At 46.9% G+C, this 18,053-nt stretch carries 4 protein-coding genes; all 4 read left to right on the forward strand.

Features of this window, described 5'->3' with window-relative positions:
• Nucleotides 1-60 precede the first annotated feature (60 nt).
• Entirely contained in the window at nucleotides 61-3,546 is a 3,486-nt protein-coding gene (locus AAA943_RS11055; RefSeq protein WP_338224305.1) for a hypothetical protein, read from the forward strand.
• Nucleotides 3,547-3,796: 250 nt separating this feature from the next.
• Entirely contained in the window at nucleotides 3,797-3,970 is a 174-nt protein-coding gene (locus AAA943_RS11060; protein ID WP_338224306.1) for a hypothetical protein, read from the forward strand.
• A gap of 554 nt (nucleotides 3,971-4,524) precedes the next feature.
• Nucleotides 4,525-5,067, forward strand: a complete 543-nt coding sequence (locus AAA943_RS11065; protein ID WP_338224308.1) for a phage tail protein — start codon at nucleotides 4,525-4,527, stop codon at nucleotides 5,065-5,067.
• A gap of 235 nt (nucleotides 5,068-5,302) precedes the next feature.
• Nucleotides 5,303-18,052 (forward strand): MBG domain-containing protein, encoded by a 12,750-nt coding sequence (locus AAA943_RS11070; RefSeq protein ID WP_338224309.1) that lies wholly within the window; start codon nucleotides 5,303-5,305, stop codon nucleotides 18,050-18,052.
• Nucleotide 18,053 lies beyond the last annotated feature (1 nt).

Consider the following 18,053-nt stretch of genomic DNA (forward strand, 5'->3'; position numbering starts at 1 on the left):
TAATTGTTTGCCCCATTTTATAATCCCTTTATCTTTTTAACCCTCTTTTCAATTCATCTTATGAGCACTTTAAAAATAAGCTACTCTGCCGAAATGATGACCAATTACCTTCAGGCAGAATTGATTTCTCCTCAAGCCAAGTTTGAGGCGCTTCAGACGGCAGACGGACATACCCTGCTTTTCTCTTTGGGTACCGACGGAACCATGTACCTCATCGGAGATGCCTCCGGACAAACCACTGCGGGTTGGACTAAGGCAGATTTGAGCAGTTCTCAAATTGCAAAGGATTTTGCGGGACAGCCTGGAATCGTCTGCAGAACCTTCGATGCCGCCCAAAGTGTTGTCAATGATACCATAAGTTTGGCTATGGTAGTCCATACTCCCCAAGGCGATAAGCTCTACCTAAGCATGGGCAATTCCAATGCTGATACTTCCTGGTCCAAAAAAGTGAATTGGGTACCTTATCCTTTCGACGCTCAGGGTGTCAACGTACCTGATCTGGAAATCGTCAATGTGTTTTTTTGCGAAACCTCCGGAAAAGACCAGTACATCATCGTGGATACGCTCAGAGATCCCAAATCTCCCGTAAAAGATATAACCCGATACTACCTAACGGCCACCAAGGAATCAGGTACCTTTTGGCATACTCATGATCTTCCGATAGATGTGGAAGCTGATACCTATCAGACCGCCCTAGGCCGTGCTGTCAAAGGATATGTCGATGGGATGTACACCTCAGGAAGGGCAGGGGAGTCAGGTCAGCTGGTTTTCACCCCGGTGGTCAACGTCTTTGGTGATGGTCCTCCTACTCCTGTCAAGCTGAATCTCCCCGGAGGATTGATCCCTGATTCTATTGCCTCCACACGCAATGATGACCTTTCCACAGACCTTTTTGTGGTGAGCGGGGACAAGCTATTTTATTTCTCGAATGCCAATCAAAAAAGTGGAGCCACAGCCAGCCTGCTGATCGAAAACGAGGTCTTTTTGGGTACTTCCAAACTTATTGGAATGCGGCAGGGAGACACCTTGACACTATGGGGCAAAAACGGAAGCGATCAAGTGTACTACCTGAGCGCGGCTGTAGAAAATATAGCTTCCGGGAATCAGTGGAGTCATCCTGTACCTATCCTCTCTGGCATGGAGGAAATATCTTCCTACCTCAACCTTAAGGATGGAGGGAATACCATCTTTGCTTCCGGAAATGGTATTCTTCAAAAAGTCACTCAGGATACCCAGTCCTCTTCCAAGCTTTGGAAAACCAGTTCGATTACCCTACCCGTACCTCCCAAAGCACCGGCTATTTCCTTCAATTCCTATACGACTACTCTTTCCCTGTCAGATGAAAATGATTTGCCGGCGGCTCAGGCCCAAATAAGTATTTCAGCCAACAGAAGGACGGATGTTTATATCAATGGGCTATACTATGTGCTGGATTCCAATAGCCCCGCCCACATCAGCGCCAATACCATGGGAATGATTACCATAGTGGAGGCCTCCGGCACCTTGATCGGGACGGTTTTCAAACTCTCGGTGGGAGGGGCACAGATGGAAATCAATCCCATGGATGCCCAGTTTAAAAAACTTGCTCTACTGGGTGACTCATCCGGGGATACTTCCAAATTGAAAAGCGCTACCATTGATTTGGGAAATGGGCATACCCAGCCTCTGATTTCGGGAAATCCCTCAGACGGAGACCTGAAAACGGTGGCTGTGGGATTGTCCAATCTGAATACCAGCTACCAAAGTCTTCAGACGCCCAAGTTTCAGACTTTTGCAGGATTGGCTATGCCGGTACCCCAAGCCTATCACAGTTTTGGGGATGATATTTTAATGGCTGCCGGAGACTTGTTCCGGTGGTTGGAGTCAGGAGTAGAAGCGATCATTTCCATTATAAAAGATGCAGCTTCAGCAGTTTGGCATTTTGTGGCAGAAATCGGAGGAAAAGTCTACAGAGCAATTCTCAATGCAGTGGATGCAGTAGTAGGGGCAGTAGAGTGGGTCTTCAATGCCATCAAAACCGGAATTCAAGAGCTGATCAAGTACCTTTCATTTCTCTTTGAATGGGAGGATATCAAGAGAACAAAAGAAGTATTGCATAACCTGATCAAATGCTGGTTGATTGGTCAGGTAGATGGACTCCAGACCTTGAAGACTGAATTTGATCAGATGATTCAGACCGCAGAAGGAAAAATCAACGATTGGGCACAAATCACCGATTGGTCTCCTTTGGGAGATAAATTTTCCCAAAAACCGACGAAATCCGCATCCAATCCATCCCAAAACCAAAATTCAGGCTCCCTCCATCTTACCCATCACTTCCAAAACAACGCAGGAAATATCTCCACCGTTGGTGATTCCCCGGTGATTGATCTTCTGGAGTCCCTAATCAAGGATTTGCTCGATGCAGTAGAGCAGGAAGCAGAGGTATTGGGTGCTGCTTTTGATCAGTTGAAACAATTGGTTCATGATTTTTCTTCCCTGACAGGAGTACAGATCATTCAGCGGGTGATTGCAATCTTGGCAGACACCCTGCTGAGTAGCGTACAGGTAGTGGTAGATGCTTTGTTGAATATTCTGACAGATATTGGCCATGCACTTGTCAGTATTTTGGATACCAAAATCCATATTCCGGTCATTTCAGACATTTTGAACGCAATCGGTATTCCGGATATTTCCATTTTGGATTTGATGTGTTGGATATCCGGAGTGGCATTTACCGTGGTGTATAAACTTGCAAAAGGGGTGGCTCCTTTTCCTGACGATACCTATACCCAGTTTCTGATCAATGCCACAAGTATCGATCAGCTTCAGCAGGCATTCCAGCAGACTACTCCCCGCGCTCTTCAAAAGCTGAATGCTACAGCTGGGGTGCAGGCCCAAGCCAGGGGAGACCAGGCCGGCCCGATTAAAATGCCCCACGTGGCCCAGGAGGCAGTCTTCCTCCTTGGCCATAGTGTGGGTACCATCGCCACATTTATTTCCGCTTTTGTAGATTCTTTGGAAGCAGAAATCCTTTCCTCTGAAGAAAATCCTTTTGCCATTCCTGCGGCTGTTTTAGGGATTGTGGCAGGAGGGTCTATCGGAATAGCCAACTTCCTTGTTCCAAGAGATCCAATTCAAAACAAGATCTTTAGCTACCTGGCCTCTGGAACCACAGGGATTCGGATCATCTCCAAGATCATGTTTTCCTCTTACCTCCAGAAGAAATTCGGAGCGAGTTCTAAGTTAAGTTTTCTGGCCGCTGCCGACGGAAGAGGTACCGGAGCTGCTATCGATGCCTTATTGGTATTCCCGGGAGTGATTGCTACAATCTGGCATTTGGTGGAATTGATGCAGGAAAAAGCGGATTACGCCTTGGCTGATGCAGTTTTGGATGAACTGAGCAACGTAACTTCGTATGTTTCAAGAATCTCTTACGCATTTGCCGTAAATGACGAGGAGGAAGAATCCAGAAATATATTTATCCTGGTCATGGCAGCTGCAAATCTGCTCACCTCTGGACTTCAGGCGGCTGAGGTAGTGGTAGAAGGAACATCCAATGCCTAATACCTACCATGAAATCGGATCAAAAGGAGCTAGTTTGTTCCTTTTGGTCTTTTCACTACCCCACAGCAATTCCAGCATCTTAAGTGGGTGAATTTAGTTTGCCTGAAGGGAAGAGGATATGCCCATAGGATAGGTAGGTTCAATTGACCTCTTTTCAGGCTCATGGTAACTACCGAAGGGGGCTATTCCATTCCGCTTTGGAAAATTCAAAGGAGTTTTTCCCTCCTGACTCAGAGAGGACAAAATGGCCTTGGCAAAGCTATTGATTCAGAGACCGGGTGAGGCCATCCGATGGGGAGCAAAAGGAAAAAGGGGAGGAGAAGTTGGCGAAGCTGGATTTTCCTCCCTACTCTTTGCTCAACATGCTTTGGATTCCTCAGGGTGGCTTGACTGGCTTAGCCTGACCCAAAAAGCCAAATACTAAATCTATTGGTCTACGGTTGATCAAGGGGGATTTCCCGCTAAAAAAAAGATTAAAGTTAAAGAAGTCCATATGGAATTAATTTGATACCTTATTGAAAATTTTAGGCCTCGGGTGCCAAATGTTTTGCCGGAGTAAAACAAAACTGATTCTTATTGCTCAATTGCTCTGATTTTAGGCTTTCTTCAGGGTAATTTATCTTTTACCTAATTAATAAATATTAAATCAATCTGTATATCCGCATGCTTGCACGTTACCGATTTAAACTAGGTTTTGAGGTTCCAAGTAGGCGTTTTCCCCTTTACCAAGAGGGCTGAGGGGATTTTTCATCAAGGAAAACTCGCTATTGAAGACCTATGCGCATCGTTCCGGATACAACAATAAATCCATGATTCCTTAGCTTTTAAAATCAGAATTCAGGCCAGAAAACAGGATAGCGTGGTGAATTTCCTGGTTCTGAAAGTTTTTCTGATGAGATTATTTATTACGGTTTGCCTTGGGTAAGCCTGTGTTATTCGTTGAATTTCTTTTTATCTTTCACTTAAATAATAATTATTATGGAGCCATTTCTTGGACAAATTATGATGGTAGGCTTTAATTTTGAGCCTAGAGGTTGGGCATTTTGCGATGGTCGATTATTATCGATTGCGCAGAATAGTGCCTTATTTTCCCTACTCGGGACGATGTATGGAGGGGATGGAAGGACCACTTTTGCCTTGCCTGACCTGAGAGGAAGAAGTGCTGTGGGAATGGGAAATGGTCCCGGGCTTTCCAGTGTGCAAATCGGTGAGCGGAGTGGGGCAGAGCAAGTGCGCCTGAATTCGGCTAATTTGCCTGCTCATAATCACCTGTTAAATGCAAGCTCAGCAGCAGGCACGACTTCCAGTCCCGGAGGAGCGGTTCTTTCCCAATGTCAATTTCAGGTAGACAGGTCCAGTCCTGTAGTCAATGTAAATTCTTACGGAAGTTTTCCGAACGAAACCATGTCTCCCCAAAGTATCTCAGAAACCGGACAGAGTATTCCATTCAACAACAGAAACCCTTATTTGGGCGTGAATTATGTCATCGCTTTGGAGGGTATTTTCCCAAGCAGAAACTAAACCATTTACGCCTTTGGGTCTTAGGGCTCAAAGGCTTTTTACTTTCAATTTGAGCCTATCCGCTTAGGTGTCAGTTACTTGTTTATTTAATAAAAAATTCGGTAAATAGTAGAAGATTGGGCACTTTGATCGCTCGGACTGAGTGAAGTCGATGAATACCTTCCCCACAACAAAAGGTAAGAAATCGACTGCCAAGAATGTGGACAATCCTATTTCACTTTTATTCTCTTTTCTTATGCTGAAAAAATTACTGTACATCAGTTTGTTGGTTTTTGCTTTTTTTGGGCAGGAAGCCTTGGCTCAAACCACCATCAACTTCAATGATTTATCCAATGATGTGGCGCTGGGATTGGCATACAACAGGGAGGGGTTTACTTTTGCTGTAAATATTCCACCGGCAAGTGGCAGACAAATCGTTTCCCGAACCGGATTGGGCTTTCAGAATACGACCACACTTTACGACAACAATGTGACTCCGGGTGCCCTCACCCGATGGACCATCACCAGAAATGGGGGGGCAGAGTTTCAGTTTCGAAGTATTTATTTACAAGCTACCGCGATAGCGGGAGTTTCCCAAAATGGTACTATTCAAGGGTTCAAAAATGGAAATCCGGTAGGTTCTGCCAAAAACATTCAATTTAATTCAGCTACAGCCGGTCTCAAGGATTTTGCCGGGGATGCTGACTTTTATGATGTGGATGAAATCAGAATTCAAGGGACAGACCTGAACTTGTACCTCGATCATTTTACCTATGGGCCTGTTTTCGTTCCTGTGGATACAGACCCTGTTCAAGTCACCTCGATTGCTCCTCAGGTCACCTCTACTTTTGCAACTTCAGTTGATTTCATTGTCAATTTCAATAAAACAGCCTTAAATGTCAGCATTGATGATTTTCAGTTGGTCACGGTAGGCTCTGCTAGTGGAAGTATAGCTTCAGTCACCGGCTCAGGGAGCACTTTTACCGTACGCGTCAATTCCATTTCGCCTGAAGGGACTATCCGCTTGGACCTCCAAGCCAACACCGATATCACCAATGCCAATGGAAATACCGGAACCAATGCCTTTAGTAGTGGGCAGGTTTTTAACTCGACATTCTGCTTCACCGAAACCTTTGAAATAGGTTCAATTTCGGACGGTGCCACCTCATTTGCCAGCAACGGACGGGACTTTACCTTGGGTTCAGGATTGGAAATCGAAGCCCGTCTGGGATTTGGAGCAGTAAGCCCCGGAGGAACGAATCCTTCCAATAAGTACATCAAAAACAACAATACGGCAGGAACATTTTCCCTCACCAGTGCCCAGGATTTCACCATGAATACGGTGGATGTTTTTCTTTCGGACCGCAGCAATGGAGATAATCCTACTGCCACAGGGAGCCTGACTGTCCGGGGTAAAAAAGATGGAGCCATCGTATTCTCCATTCTCAAAACCTCCGGATTTCCCACCAGTGGAACCGTAAACGGAGGCTTTTTCACCCTCAATTTTGCCACCGATGGAGCTGCAAATTATAGGAATGTCAATGTAGACGAGCTGGAATTTGTCATTGCTGACGGGTTTACCGAATTGTTGCTGGACAACTTCCGCTTCTGTCAGCAAGTGCCGGATGTGGATACTCAGGCTCCACGCCTTATTTCCTCAATTCCTGACGGCACAGCCCTTTCCACAGCCACTTCGGTGAATTTTGACCTGCTTTTTGATGAAAATGCTTTGAATGTTACCACCCATGATTTCCAACTGTTTACTACAGGCACGGCTACGGGTACCCTATCTGGCATCTCGGGAAGTGGATCCCAATATGTGTTAACGGTATCCGGTATTTCAGGGGAGGGAGCTATTCGTGTAGATTTGGCCGCAGGAAATGATATTCGGGATGCCATCGGAAATACCCCTTCACCGGTCTTTACCTCCGGGCAGGAGCATTTGGTAGGAGCCTGCTTTATTGAAACCTTTGAGGATGAGATCAATGGTTCGACTTCTTTTTCAGGCAATGGTCTTAATTTTAACCTGACAGGCAACTGGACCATCAGTCAGGAGGTACCTACCACAGGAATTGGTGGATCCAAACTGAACCTGAAAAATACAGGAGCCGGACCTTATTCCATCAATTCACCCGATCGAAAGATCACGGTATCCCAAATAGCCTTATTCCTTTCTTCTTTCGCCTCCGGAAGTGCTCCTACAACCAACGGAACGGTGACAGTGAAAGGTTTTAGCGGAGCCACGGAAGAGTTTTCCTTTACCAAATCCACCGGGTTCAATACCACATTTACCCAAAATTCGGGCTATACCCTTTTGGATTTATCCACTGAAGCAGGTCAGGATAATTCAAATACCCTGATTGATCGGTTGGAAATCACTTTGGGGGGAAGTTTTGTGTATCTAAACCTGGATAATTTTGAATGGTGTCAGGATATTACCCCTCCTTCGGGATATTCAGTTGCTATTGATCAGGATCCAATTACGGCAGCGAACCAAACGACGGTAAGTTTTACCTATTCGGGTGCTGAGTTGGGGACCACCTACGAGTACACCTTCAGCAGTGATGCGGGAGGTACTCCCGTGACCAATTCAGGAATGGTTTCAGGAGCTAGTGGGCAAGTGACAGGCATTGATCTCAGTGGCTTGCCAGATGGCAACATTACCCTTTCATTTACCCTGACCGATCTTTCCGGCAATGAAGGAAGTCCCGCCACAGATACAAAAGTCAAGCAAACCAATTCTCCTCCTGTTGCTACTCCACCAACAGCCCCAATGGTGCTGGAAGATACACCTACAGCTCTGGCTGATGACATACAAGTCAGCGATGAAGATGGTGACGATCAGACGCTGACCTTTACGATCACCGGAGGCACGCTGACCATAGGGACCACCGGAATCATTTTTGGCGGAGACGGAAACGGGAGCAGTAATTTCACCGCATCGGGAACTCTGACAGCGGTCAATGCTGCCTTGGATGCCGCCATATTCACTCCTACTCCTAATCTAAGCGGGGCCAATGCCGGAACGATTTCTTTCATTAGTAATGATGGAACTGCCGATTCCAATACCGCCTCGGTAACTTTTGATATAGAGCCAGTTAATGATCCACCAGTATTCGATGGGAATCGGGTGATTTCCTATACAGAAGATGGCTCTCCGACTCCGTTTAATGCTGGTGGAAATATTATTCTAACAGATCCAGAAGGCGATGATATAATAGAAGCGACAATCACCCTCAATGACGGGATAAGTGGTGATATTCTTTCAGTGGAAAGCCCTGGTCCGTATACTGTTTCTCAATTGAATAATGTGATTACCCTTTCAGGAACGGGTTCCGTAGCTCAAATGGTAAACGTCTTGGAATCAATCGAGTTTAGTCACAATGGGAATGACCCTACAGTTGGAGGAACTGATGATATACGTAGCATTTCAATAGTGGTCAAAGATGCTTCTGGTTTATCGTCTAACACCTTGACTGTCCACGTGATTATCAGTGCTGTCAATGATGATCCTACATTTACTGGCTTACCTACTTCAATTACTGTCCTGGATGGTGTGGCGAGTAACATCGACCTATCGGCAGCCACTTTTGAAGATCCGGATTCCGGCAATGGGAATGTAACCCTGTCGTTTCTGGTCTCTGGTGGTACTTTGGCTGCCAGTAGTGGAAATGGGGTTACCGTAACTTTCCCAATTCCCGGTGCCATGAATTTGGATGGGACAGCAACAGCCATTGCTAACTTCCTGACTACGCCAACCAACATCCAGTATACCAATGCTTCAGGTGCCAGTATGGCGAGTTTAAGTCTTTCGGCCAATGACAATGGGAATACCGGTACAGGGGGAGGAACCTCGGTTGCTTTTGGAACCATCGCCATTGAGGTTATTGCCGGAAACTCAGATCCTATTGTCCTTAACCCCATTCCCAATCAAAATGCGACACAAGATGCAGCGTTCAGTTTTCAGTTTGCTGCAAATACCTTCCAGGATCCGGATGCAGAGGATATATTAACCTATTCGGCTCAGCTAAACGGAGGAGGATCCTTGCCGGCTTGGCTAAGCTTCAATCCCATAACAAGAACCTTCAGCGGAACTCCCAGGAATTCGGATGTAGGAACAATCAGTATTGACGTGACTGCCAATGATGGAAATGGAGGAGAAGTCACAGATACCTTTGATCTCACAGTGATCAATGTCAACGATCCGCCTACAGTGGCCAATCCCATTCCCGATCAAAATGCAACCCAGGATTTGGCTTTCAATTTTCAGTTTGGAATCAATACCTTCAACGACATTGATGTAGGGGATGTCCTGAACTATACTGCAAGCCTAATCGACGGCAATCCTTTGCCTGCATGGCTTGGTTTTGACGGACCAAACCGGACATTCAGTGGGACCCCGCTGAATACTGATGTAGGTGTGCTGGAAATCCGAGTGACGGCAAATGATGGAAACGGAGGATCAGTATTTACTGACTTTAGGTTGACTATTGGCAATGTCAACGATGGTCCGATTGTCCTTAACCCCATTCCCAATCAAAATGCGACACAAGATGCAGCGTTCAGTTTTCAGTTTGCTGCAAATACCTTCCAGGATCCGGATGCAGAGGATATATTAACCTATTCGGCTCAGCTAAACGGAGGAGGATCCTTGCCGGCTTGGCTAAGCTTCAATCCCATAACAAGAACCTTCAGCGGAACTCCCAGGAATTCGGATGTAGGAACAATCAGTATTGACGTGACTGCCAGTGATGGAAATGGAGGAGAAGTCACAGATACCTTTGATCTCACAGTGATCAATGTCAACGATCCGCCTACAGTGGCCAATCCCATTCCCGATCAAAATGCAACCCAGGATTTGGCTTACAATTTTCAGTTTGGAATCAATACCTTCAACGACATTGACGTAGGGGATGTCCTGAACTATACTGCAAGCCTAATCGACGGCAATCCTTTGCCTGCATGGCTTGGTTTTGACGGACCAAACCGGACATTCAGTGGGACCCCGCTGAATACTGATGTAGGTGTGCTTGAAATCCGGGTGACGGCAAATGATGGAAACGGAGGATCAGTATTTACTGACTTTAGGTTGACTATTGCCAACGTCAACGATGCTCCAACGATTACGACCAGTCCGGGGGTAACGGTTTTCAACGAAAACGAACCCGCGATTCCGGTTGATTCAGAACTTGCTTTAGAGGACCCGGATAGTCCAACTCTTGCTTTTGCAACGGTTACCATCTCCGGAAACTATGAATCAGGCAGTGATTTTCTGGCTTTCACAGGTAATCCTGCCCTGTATGGAAATATTTCTTCCAGCTTTAATGGGGCTCAGGGAATTTTGACCTTGTCCTCAGCGGGGGCTTTAGCATCGGTATTTCAATGGCAAGCAGCCCTGAGATCGGTGACTTTCATCAATACCTCTGAAAACCCAAGTCCTTTGGATCGAACAGTCCATTTCCAAATTAATGACGGAGAGCTATTTAGTAATTCCTCAAGCAAAATCATTGAGGTGATTGCGATAAATGACGATCCTACTTTCACCGGATTGCCTACCAGTATTGTTGTTCAGGAAGGGGTTATCGGTAATATTGATCTTTCCTCTGGTACTTTCGAAGATGTAGATGCAGGTTCCAATCCAGTTTCTTTGACCTTTGTTATATCCACAGGGACGATTTTTGCATCAGGTGGAGGAGGCGTAACGGTAAACTTCCCAACTGCCGGAGTCATGACGCTTGAAGGGACTGCCTCTGCCATTGAAAGCTTTTTGAATGCCCCATCTTCCATTCAGTACACCAATGCTCCCGGAGTAACAGGAAATAATGCGGCAACATTAAGCATATCTGCCAATGACAATGGCAATACAGGTATCGGTGGCGGAGTTCCTGTTTCCTTCGGAACGATCAGGATTGATGTGGTGCCAGTACCTGTCCTTACTTCGGTCTTCGTGCCTGCCAATGGAATTTATGGGGCAGGGCAGAATTTGGATTTTACAGTTAACATCTCAGAGGCAGTGGTTGTCAATACTTTAGGTGGAATTCCTAGCCTCAGTTTGACCATTGGAAGTACGGGTAGAGCAGCCAATTACCTTTCGGGTTCAGGTTCTTCTGCACTTGTTTTCAGATACACGGTACAGCCGGGAGACTTGGATTTGGATGGTATTGAGATAGGAACTCTCGCCTCAAATGGTGGAAGTATCCAAAGTGTCTCAGGGGTAGATGCGAATTTGACATTAAACGGCGTGGGATCCACTGCCGGGGTTTTGGTTAACGCAATAGCGCCTTCAGGATATAGTGTATCCATCGATCAAGATCCTATCAACAACACCAATGCCGCAAATGTGAGCTTTACTTTTGCTGGAGCAATTCTCGGGGCAACCTATACGTATGAGTTTGAGAGCTCTGGAGGAGGGGCTCCTGTTTCCGGTTCGGGTACTATCGCCTCGGCAAACGACCAAATTACCGGTATAAGTCTGCTTGGTTTGGAAGACGGAACAATCACCCTTACAGTTAATTTGGTAGATCAAGTTGGAAATGTAGGGGCTGATGTTTCAGATTCGAAAATAAAGGATACCACCGCGCCTGTGCTGGATCTGGCCAATCTGCAGAATAGTATTGCTCAGTGTAGCGTGAGCAGCCTGACTCCTCCTACAGCTACCGATAATATAGTTGGAACGGTCATTGGGACCACTTCTGTAAACTTGCCTTTAACCACTCAAGGAACTATAGTGGTTACCTGGATTTTTGACGACGGGAATGGGAATACGAGTACGCAAGTCCAGAACGTAACCATTGACGATACGACTCCGCCGGTTCCTGATGTATTGAGCTTGCCAAATATTACAGCCCAATGTGAAGTGACATCCTTGACTCCTCCTACAGCTACCGATAATTGTGGGGGTCCTATCCTGATTACAAATAATGCAACTCTTCCAATTACAACCCAAGGCACCACGGTAATAACCTGGTCCTATGACGATGGTAATGGAAATATTACGTTCCAGAATCAGAATGTGATTATTGATGACATCACTGCGCCGACTCCTGTTTTGGTGTCATTGCCTGATATCACGGCCCAATGTGAGGTGACGACTCTCACTCCACCGACGGCTACGGATAATTGCGGAGGTCCTGTGACAATTACAAATAATGCCACTTTACCTATTACGTCTCAAGGCACTACTGTGGTTACCTGGTCCTATGATGATGGCAATGGAAACATTACTTTCCAAAACCAAAATATTGTCATCCAAGACAATACGAACCCAATAATTCGGGCTAAAGCCGGGATAACCCTCAAGGTAGATGCATTTGGTACGGTGGAATTGACACCTGCCATGATTGATGAAGGGTCGACGGACAATTGTGGGATTTTATCACAGACATTCAATAAAACATCATTTACCAAAGCCGATGAAGGGTTGAATTTTGTGATCTATACTGTGACAGACGTGAATGGCAATTCTTCTCAGGTCGGTATTACTGTGATCGTTGAGGTGGTGCCGAAAATTCTCACCATTACAGTGAATCCTGGACAGACCAAGGTCTATGGTACTTCTGATCCGGTATTTAGATACACCGCAAGCGGCTTTGAGGCAGGGGATAACGAATCCATATTGACCGGTGCTTTGGCAAGAGTAGCTGGTTCGGGAGTAGGCACCTATGCCATCAATCTGGGCACACTGGATGCAGGGCCTAATTATACCATCAATTTTGTGGGTGCGGACTTTGAAATTACTCCTGCCACTTTAAATGTCACCGTCCCGGGGGGACTGGTAAAAAGATATGGCGATCCTGACCGATTTTTAAGCTTTTTTGTATCTGGTTTTACAAATGGGGACCCGAGTTCGATTGTTACAGGGTCTTTAAGCAGAGCTCCTGGGGAAGATGTTGGATTCTATCCAATCAACCTTGGCACTGTAAGTGCAGGACCTAATTATATCATCAACTTCAGAGGGGAGGATTTCGAGATTATTCCTGCTCCATTGAGTATCACAGCCAATCCAGGACAATCCAAAGTTTATGGCGAGGCAGAACCTACATTCACCTATACTGTATCAGGCTTAAAAAATGCTGACACGGAATCGGTAGTTACAGGAAGCTTGACTCGAGTGGCAGGTGAGGACGTTGGCTTATATGGAATCCAATTGGGCACCATCGCAGCGGGCAAAAACTATACGATAAACTTCACAGGGGCGAACTTTGCGATAACCGAGAAGACCTTAGATATCACGGTGGATGCCGGTCAGAGTAAACTGTTTGGTGCGGCTGATCCCATATTTACTTATCAAGCGAGTGGCTTTGAAAACGGCGATGATGAAGGTATCCTAACCGGAGCATTGTCAAGAGATCCCGGTGAAAATACAGGAACTTATGCCATCAATCTAGGTGACTTAAGTGCAGGACCAAACTATACCATCAATTTTATTCCTGCTGATTTTGAAATCAAAAAAAGCATTCTTCAGATCACTGGATCATTTAGCGCCAATAGTAAAGTTTATGATGGCACAAGGTCTGCATCATTTATCATAGCCAGTTTGAATTTGGTTGGTATAGATGCATCCGCACCTAATGTTTTTATAAATGATATAACCACTGAATTTGTGGATAAAAATGTTGGCGTTGGAAAAGAGGTCAGAATCACTTCTGTCAACCTGGGGGGTGCAAATGCATCATCTTATGAAATTGATTATTCCGGTTCGCCTACTTCCACAGCTTCCATTTCACCTAGGGATCTTGTGGTTACTGGATTATCTGCAAACGATAAAGTGTATGATGGGACAACTCAGGCTACTTTATCGGGTACTCCTACAGTTATAGCTATTGGCTCTGATGACGTATCAGTGATCGGTACACCTGTAGCCAATTTTACACAGGATAATGTAGGCTTGGCAATTCCAGTAACTGTTACTGGGCTAGCCTTGGATGGTGATGATAAGGATAATTATGAGATCGTACTACCTGCAGGCTTGGAGGCAGATATCACTCAGGCAACTCTCTCAATTACCGCAAACCCGAATCAAAGTAAGGTGTTTGGATCCCCTGATCCAGTGTTTAGTTATACTGCATCCGGGTTTATTGGCGCTGAAGACGAAACAATCCTAACTGGTGCCTTAACTCGGGTACCTGGAGAAAACATAGGTACTTATCCGATCACTATTGGAACCTTAAGTGCGGGATCGAACTACACGATCAACTTCACCGGGGCAGATTTCACGATTGCCGAGAAGACGTTGACCATCACGGTTGATGCCGGTCAAAGTAAAATCTATGGCGAAGCCGATCCGATCTTCACCTATCAGGCAAGTGGTTTTGAAAACGGAGACGATGAAAGTATAATTACTGGAGCTTTGGAAAGAACTCCCGGAGAGAATGTGGGCACCTATGCCATCAATCTGGGTAGCTTGGATGCTGGACCTAACTACACGATCAACTTTATCGGAGCAGACTTTGCGATTACCGCGAAGACGTTGACTATTTCGGTTGATGCCGGTCAAAGTAAAATCTATGGCGAAGCTGATCCAGTATTCAATTATCAGGCAAGTGGCTTTGAAAATGGGGATGATGAGGGCATTCTGACCGGAGCTTTGACAAGAACTGCCGGAGAGAATGTAGGTACTTATTCCATCAATCCGGGTACCCTTTCCGCAGGACCGAATTATACCATCAACTTCACGGGAGCGAATTTTGAGATTACTCCTAGAACATTGAATGTCTCAGCCAATCCTAATCAGGCTAAGGAATTTGGACAGATGGATCCCGTATTCCTTTACACTGCATCCAATTTTGGTAATGGAGATAATGAATCCATATTCACAGGAGCATTGAGCAGAGTTCCAGGCGAAAATGTGGGTACGTACCCGATTACCCTTGGTTCGCTTTCAGCAGGCTCGAATTACCTGATCAATTTCACTTCAGCCAATTTTGAAATTGCAGAGAAGGTCCTGACCATTACTGCAAATGCAGGCCAAAGTAAAGTCTTTGGTCAAGCCGATCCAGTGTTCACCTTTGCGGCTTCCGGTTTTGCTGGAGGAGATGATGAAAGTATTCTAACAGGTGCACTTACAAGAGGTGCAGGAGAAAATGTTGGGTCTTATCCAATTCAATTGGGAAGCCTAAGCGCAGGATCTAATTATTCCATCAATTTTATCCCTGCAAACTTTGCGATCACCCCGGCTACGATCACGGGAATCACCTTTGCGGACGGAACCTTTGTCTTCGACGGCACGGCTAAGTCCTTGGCGATCAAGGGAATCCTTCCTGCAGGAACAAGTGTAGCTTATACCAACAACAGCCGAACCAATGTGGGCACCCAGGAAGTGACGGCTACGATCACGGGCAGCAATTATACTACACTGGTCTTGACTGCTGATCTGTCGATCACCCCGGCTACGATCACGGGAATCACCTTTGCCGACGGCAGCTTTGTCTTCGACGGCACGGCCAAGTCCTTGGCGATCACGGGAACCCTTCCAACAGGAACTTCGGTGGCATATACCAACAACAGCCGAACCAATGTGGGCACCCAGGAAGTGACGGCTACGATCACGGGCAGCAATTACACGACTCTCGTCTTGACTGCTGATCTGACGATCACCCCGGCCACGATCACGGGAATCACCTTTGCAGACGGCAGCTTTGTCTTCGACGGTACAGCCAAGTCCTTGGCGATCACGGGTACTCTTCCAACAGGAACTTCGGTGGCGTATACGAACAACAGCCGAACCAATGTGGGCACCCAGGAAGTGACAGCTACGATCACGGGCAGCAATTATACTACACTGGTCTTGACTGCTGATCTGACGATCACCCCGGCTACGATCACGGGAATCACCTTTGCGGATGGAGCCTTTGTCTTCGACGGTACGGCCAAGTCCTTGGCGATAACGGGTACTCTTCCAACAGGAACTTCGGTGGCGTATACGAATAACAGCCGGACCAATGTGGGCACCCAGGAAGTGACGGCCACGATCACGGGCAGCAATTACACGACTCTCGTCTTGACTGCTGATCTGACGGTCACCCCGGCCACGATCACGGGAATCACCTTTGCAGACGGCAGCTTTGTCTTCGACGGTACGGCCAAGTCCTTGGCGATCACGGGTACTCTTCCAACAGGAACTTCGGTAGCGTATACGAACAACAGCCGGACCAATGTAGGCACCCAGGAAGTGACGGCCACGATCACGGGCAGCAATTACACGACTCTCGTCTTGACTGCTGATCTGACGGTCACCCCGGCCACGATCACGGGAATCACCTTTGCAGACGGCAGCTTTGTCTTCGACGGTACGGCCAAGTCCTTGGCGATAACGGGTACTCTTCCAACAGGAACTTCGGTGGCGTATACGAACAACAGCCGGACCAATGTGGGCACCCAGGAAGTGACGGCTACGATCACGGGCAGCAATTACACGACTCTCGTCTTGACTGCTGATCTGACGATCACCCCGGCCACGATCACGGGAATCACCTTTGCAGACGGCAGCTTTGTCTTCGACGGCACAGCCAAGTCCTTGGCGATAACGGGTACTCTTCCAACAGGAACTTCGGTGGCGTATACGAACAACAGCCGAACCAATGTAGGCACCCATGAAGTGACGGCCACGATCACGGGCAGCAATTATATTACACTGGTCTTGACTGCTGATTTGACAGTTACCCCAAGAACCCTCGAGGTGATTGCAGATTCAGGGCAGAGCAAGGACTTCGGGGATTTGGATCCGGTATTGACCTTTACAGCTTCCAACTTCGGTGAAGGAGATGATGAGAGTCTACTTACAGGAACCCTGAACAGGGCGCCGGGTCAAGCGGTAGGCATCTATCCGATTACCCTGGGCAGCCTAAGTGCAGGAGCAAACTACACAATCAATTTCACTTCGGCAGACTTTGAAATCGTCCGGGTGGACCGGGACGGCGACGGAGTTCCGGATGATGTGGAATTGGAAGAGGGAACCAATCCGGCAGATAAGGATGACTTCCTGGACAGCGATGGGGATGGAGTTCCGGATTTTGTGGAAAATGAGCAAGGAACAGATCCCAACGATCCGGATGATCAGCAAGACGGGGATGGCGACGGAGTACCTGACTTTGTGGAAAACCAACAAGGAACTGATCCAAATGATCCTGCTGACTTCCTGGATACTGACGGAGACGGAATTCCGGACTATCTGGCTGAACGTGCGATTGTGAGCTTCATTGATCAAAGTACAGAAGTGGCTTGGGGAACACCGATAGCCTCGATAGCACTTCCTGCAGAAGTGGTGGCCATCACCGGAAAAGGCGCATTGGTCAATGTAGACGTCACCTGGAATACAAACAACTACAATCCTATCCAATCAGCCACCTACATCCTGTCGGGTACTGTTTCGGAACTTCCTTCTGGACTGAACAATGTCTTTGGTCAGGTTCCACTGTTCAGCATTCAGGTATTGCCCAAGCCGGCTCCTTTGGATATCACACTGAGCAATGATCAGTTTGCGGGAAGTCCCACGGAGTTCTTTATTGAAGTTGGAGCCTTCACGGTGATTGATCCTAGTGACGATGTGCACGAGATCAGGCTGGTACCGGGAGTGGCAGACAATGGGTTCTTTGAAATCATTGATGGAATCCTGTTCTGGAGCAGTGCAGAAGAAGCTGCCGGTGAGACTTCATTCACTGTCCGGGTGGAAGCCATGGACCGGGCCGGAAATGTAATCACCAGGGACTTTGAGATCACCCGAACCCGCAGATCCCTGGAACAGATCGAGGTGCCCAATACCTTCACCCCTAATGGAGATGGGGTCAATGACACCTGGGGTGTTCCAGATCTTCGCTACTTCAGAGGAGCACGGGTTCAGGTATTTGACAGGGGCGGACAGCGGATGTTCTACACCGAAGATCCGGACCAGAAATGGGATGGTACCTTTAATGGAAAAGAAGTGGGCGTAGGCACCTACTTCTGGGTCATTGAAGTAGAGGAAACCGGAGAACTGAGACGCGGAGTACTCAACCTGTTAAGACAATAGC

Origin of the sequence: Algoriphagus confluentis (assembly GCF_036245625.1) — a bacterium.
Classification (GTDB): Bacteria; Bacteroidota; Bacteroidia; order Cytophagales; family Cyclobacteriaceae; genus Algoriphagus; species Algoriphagus confluentis.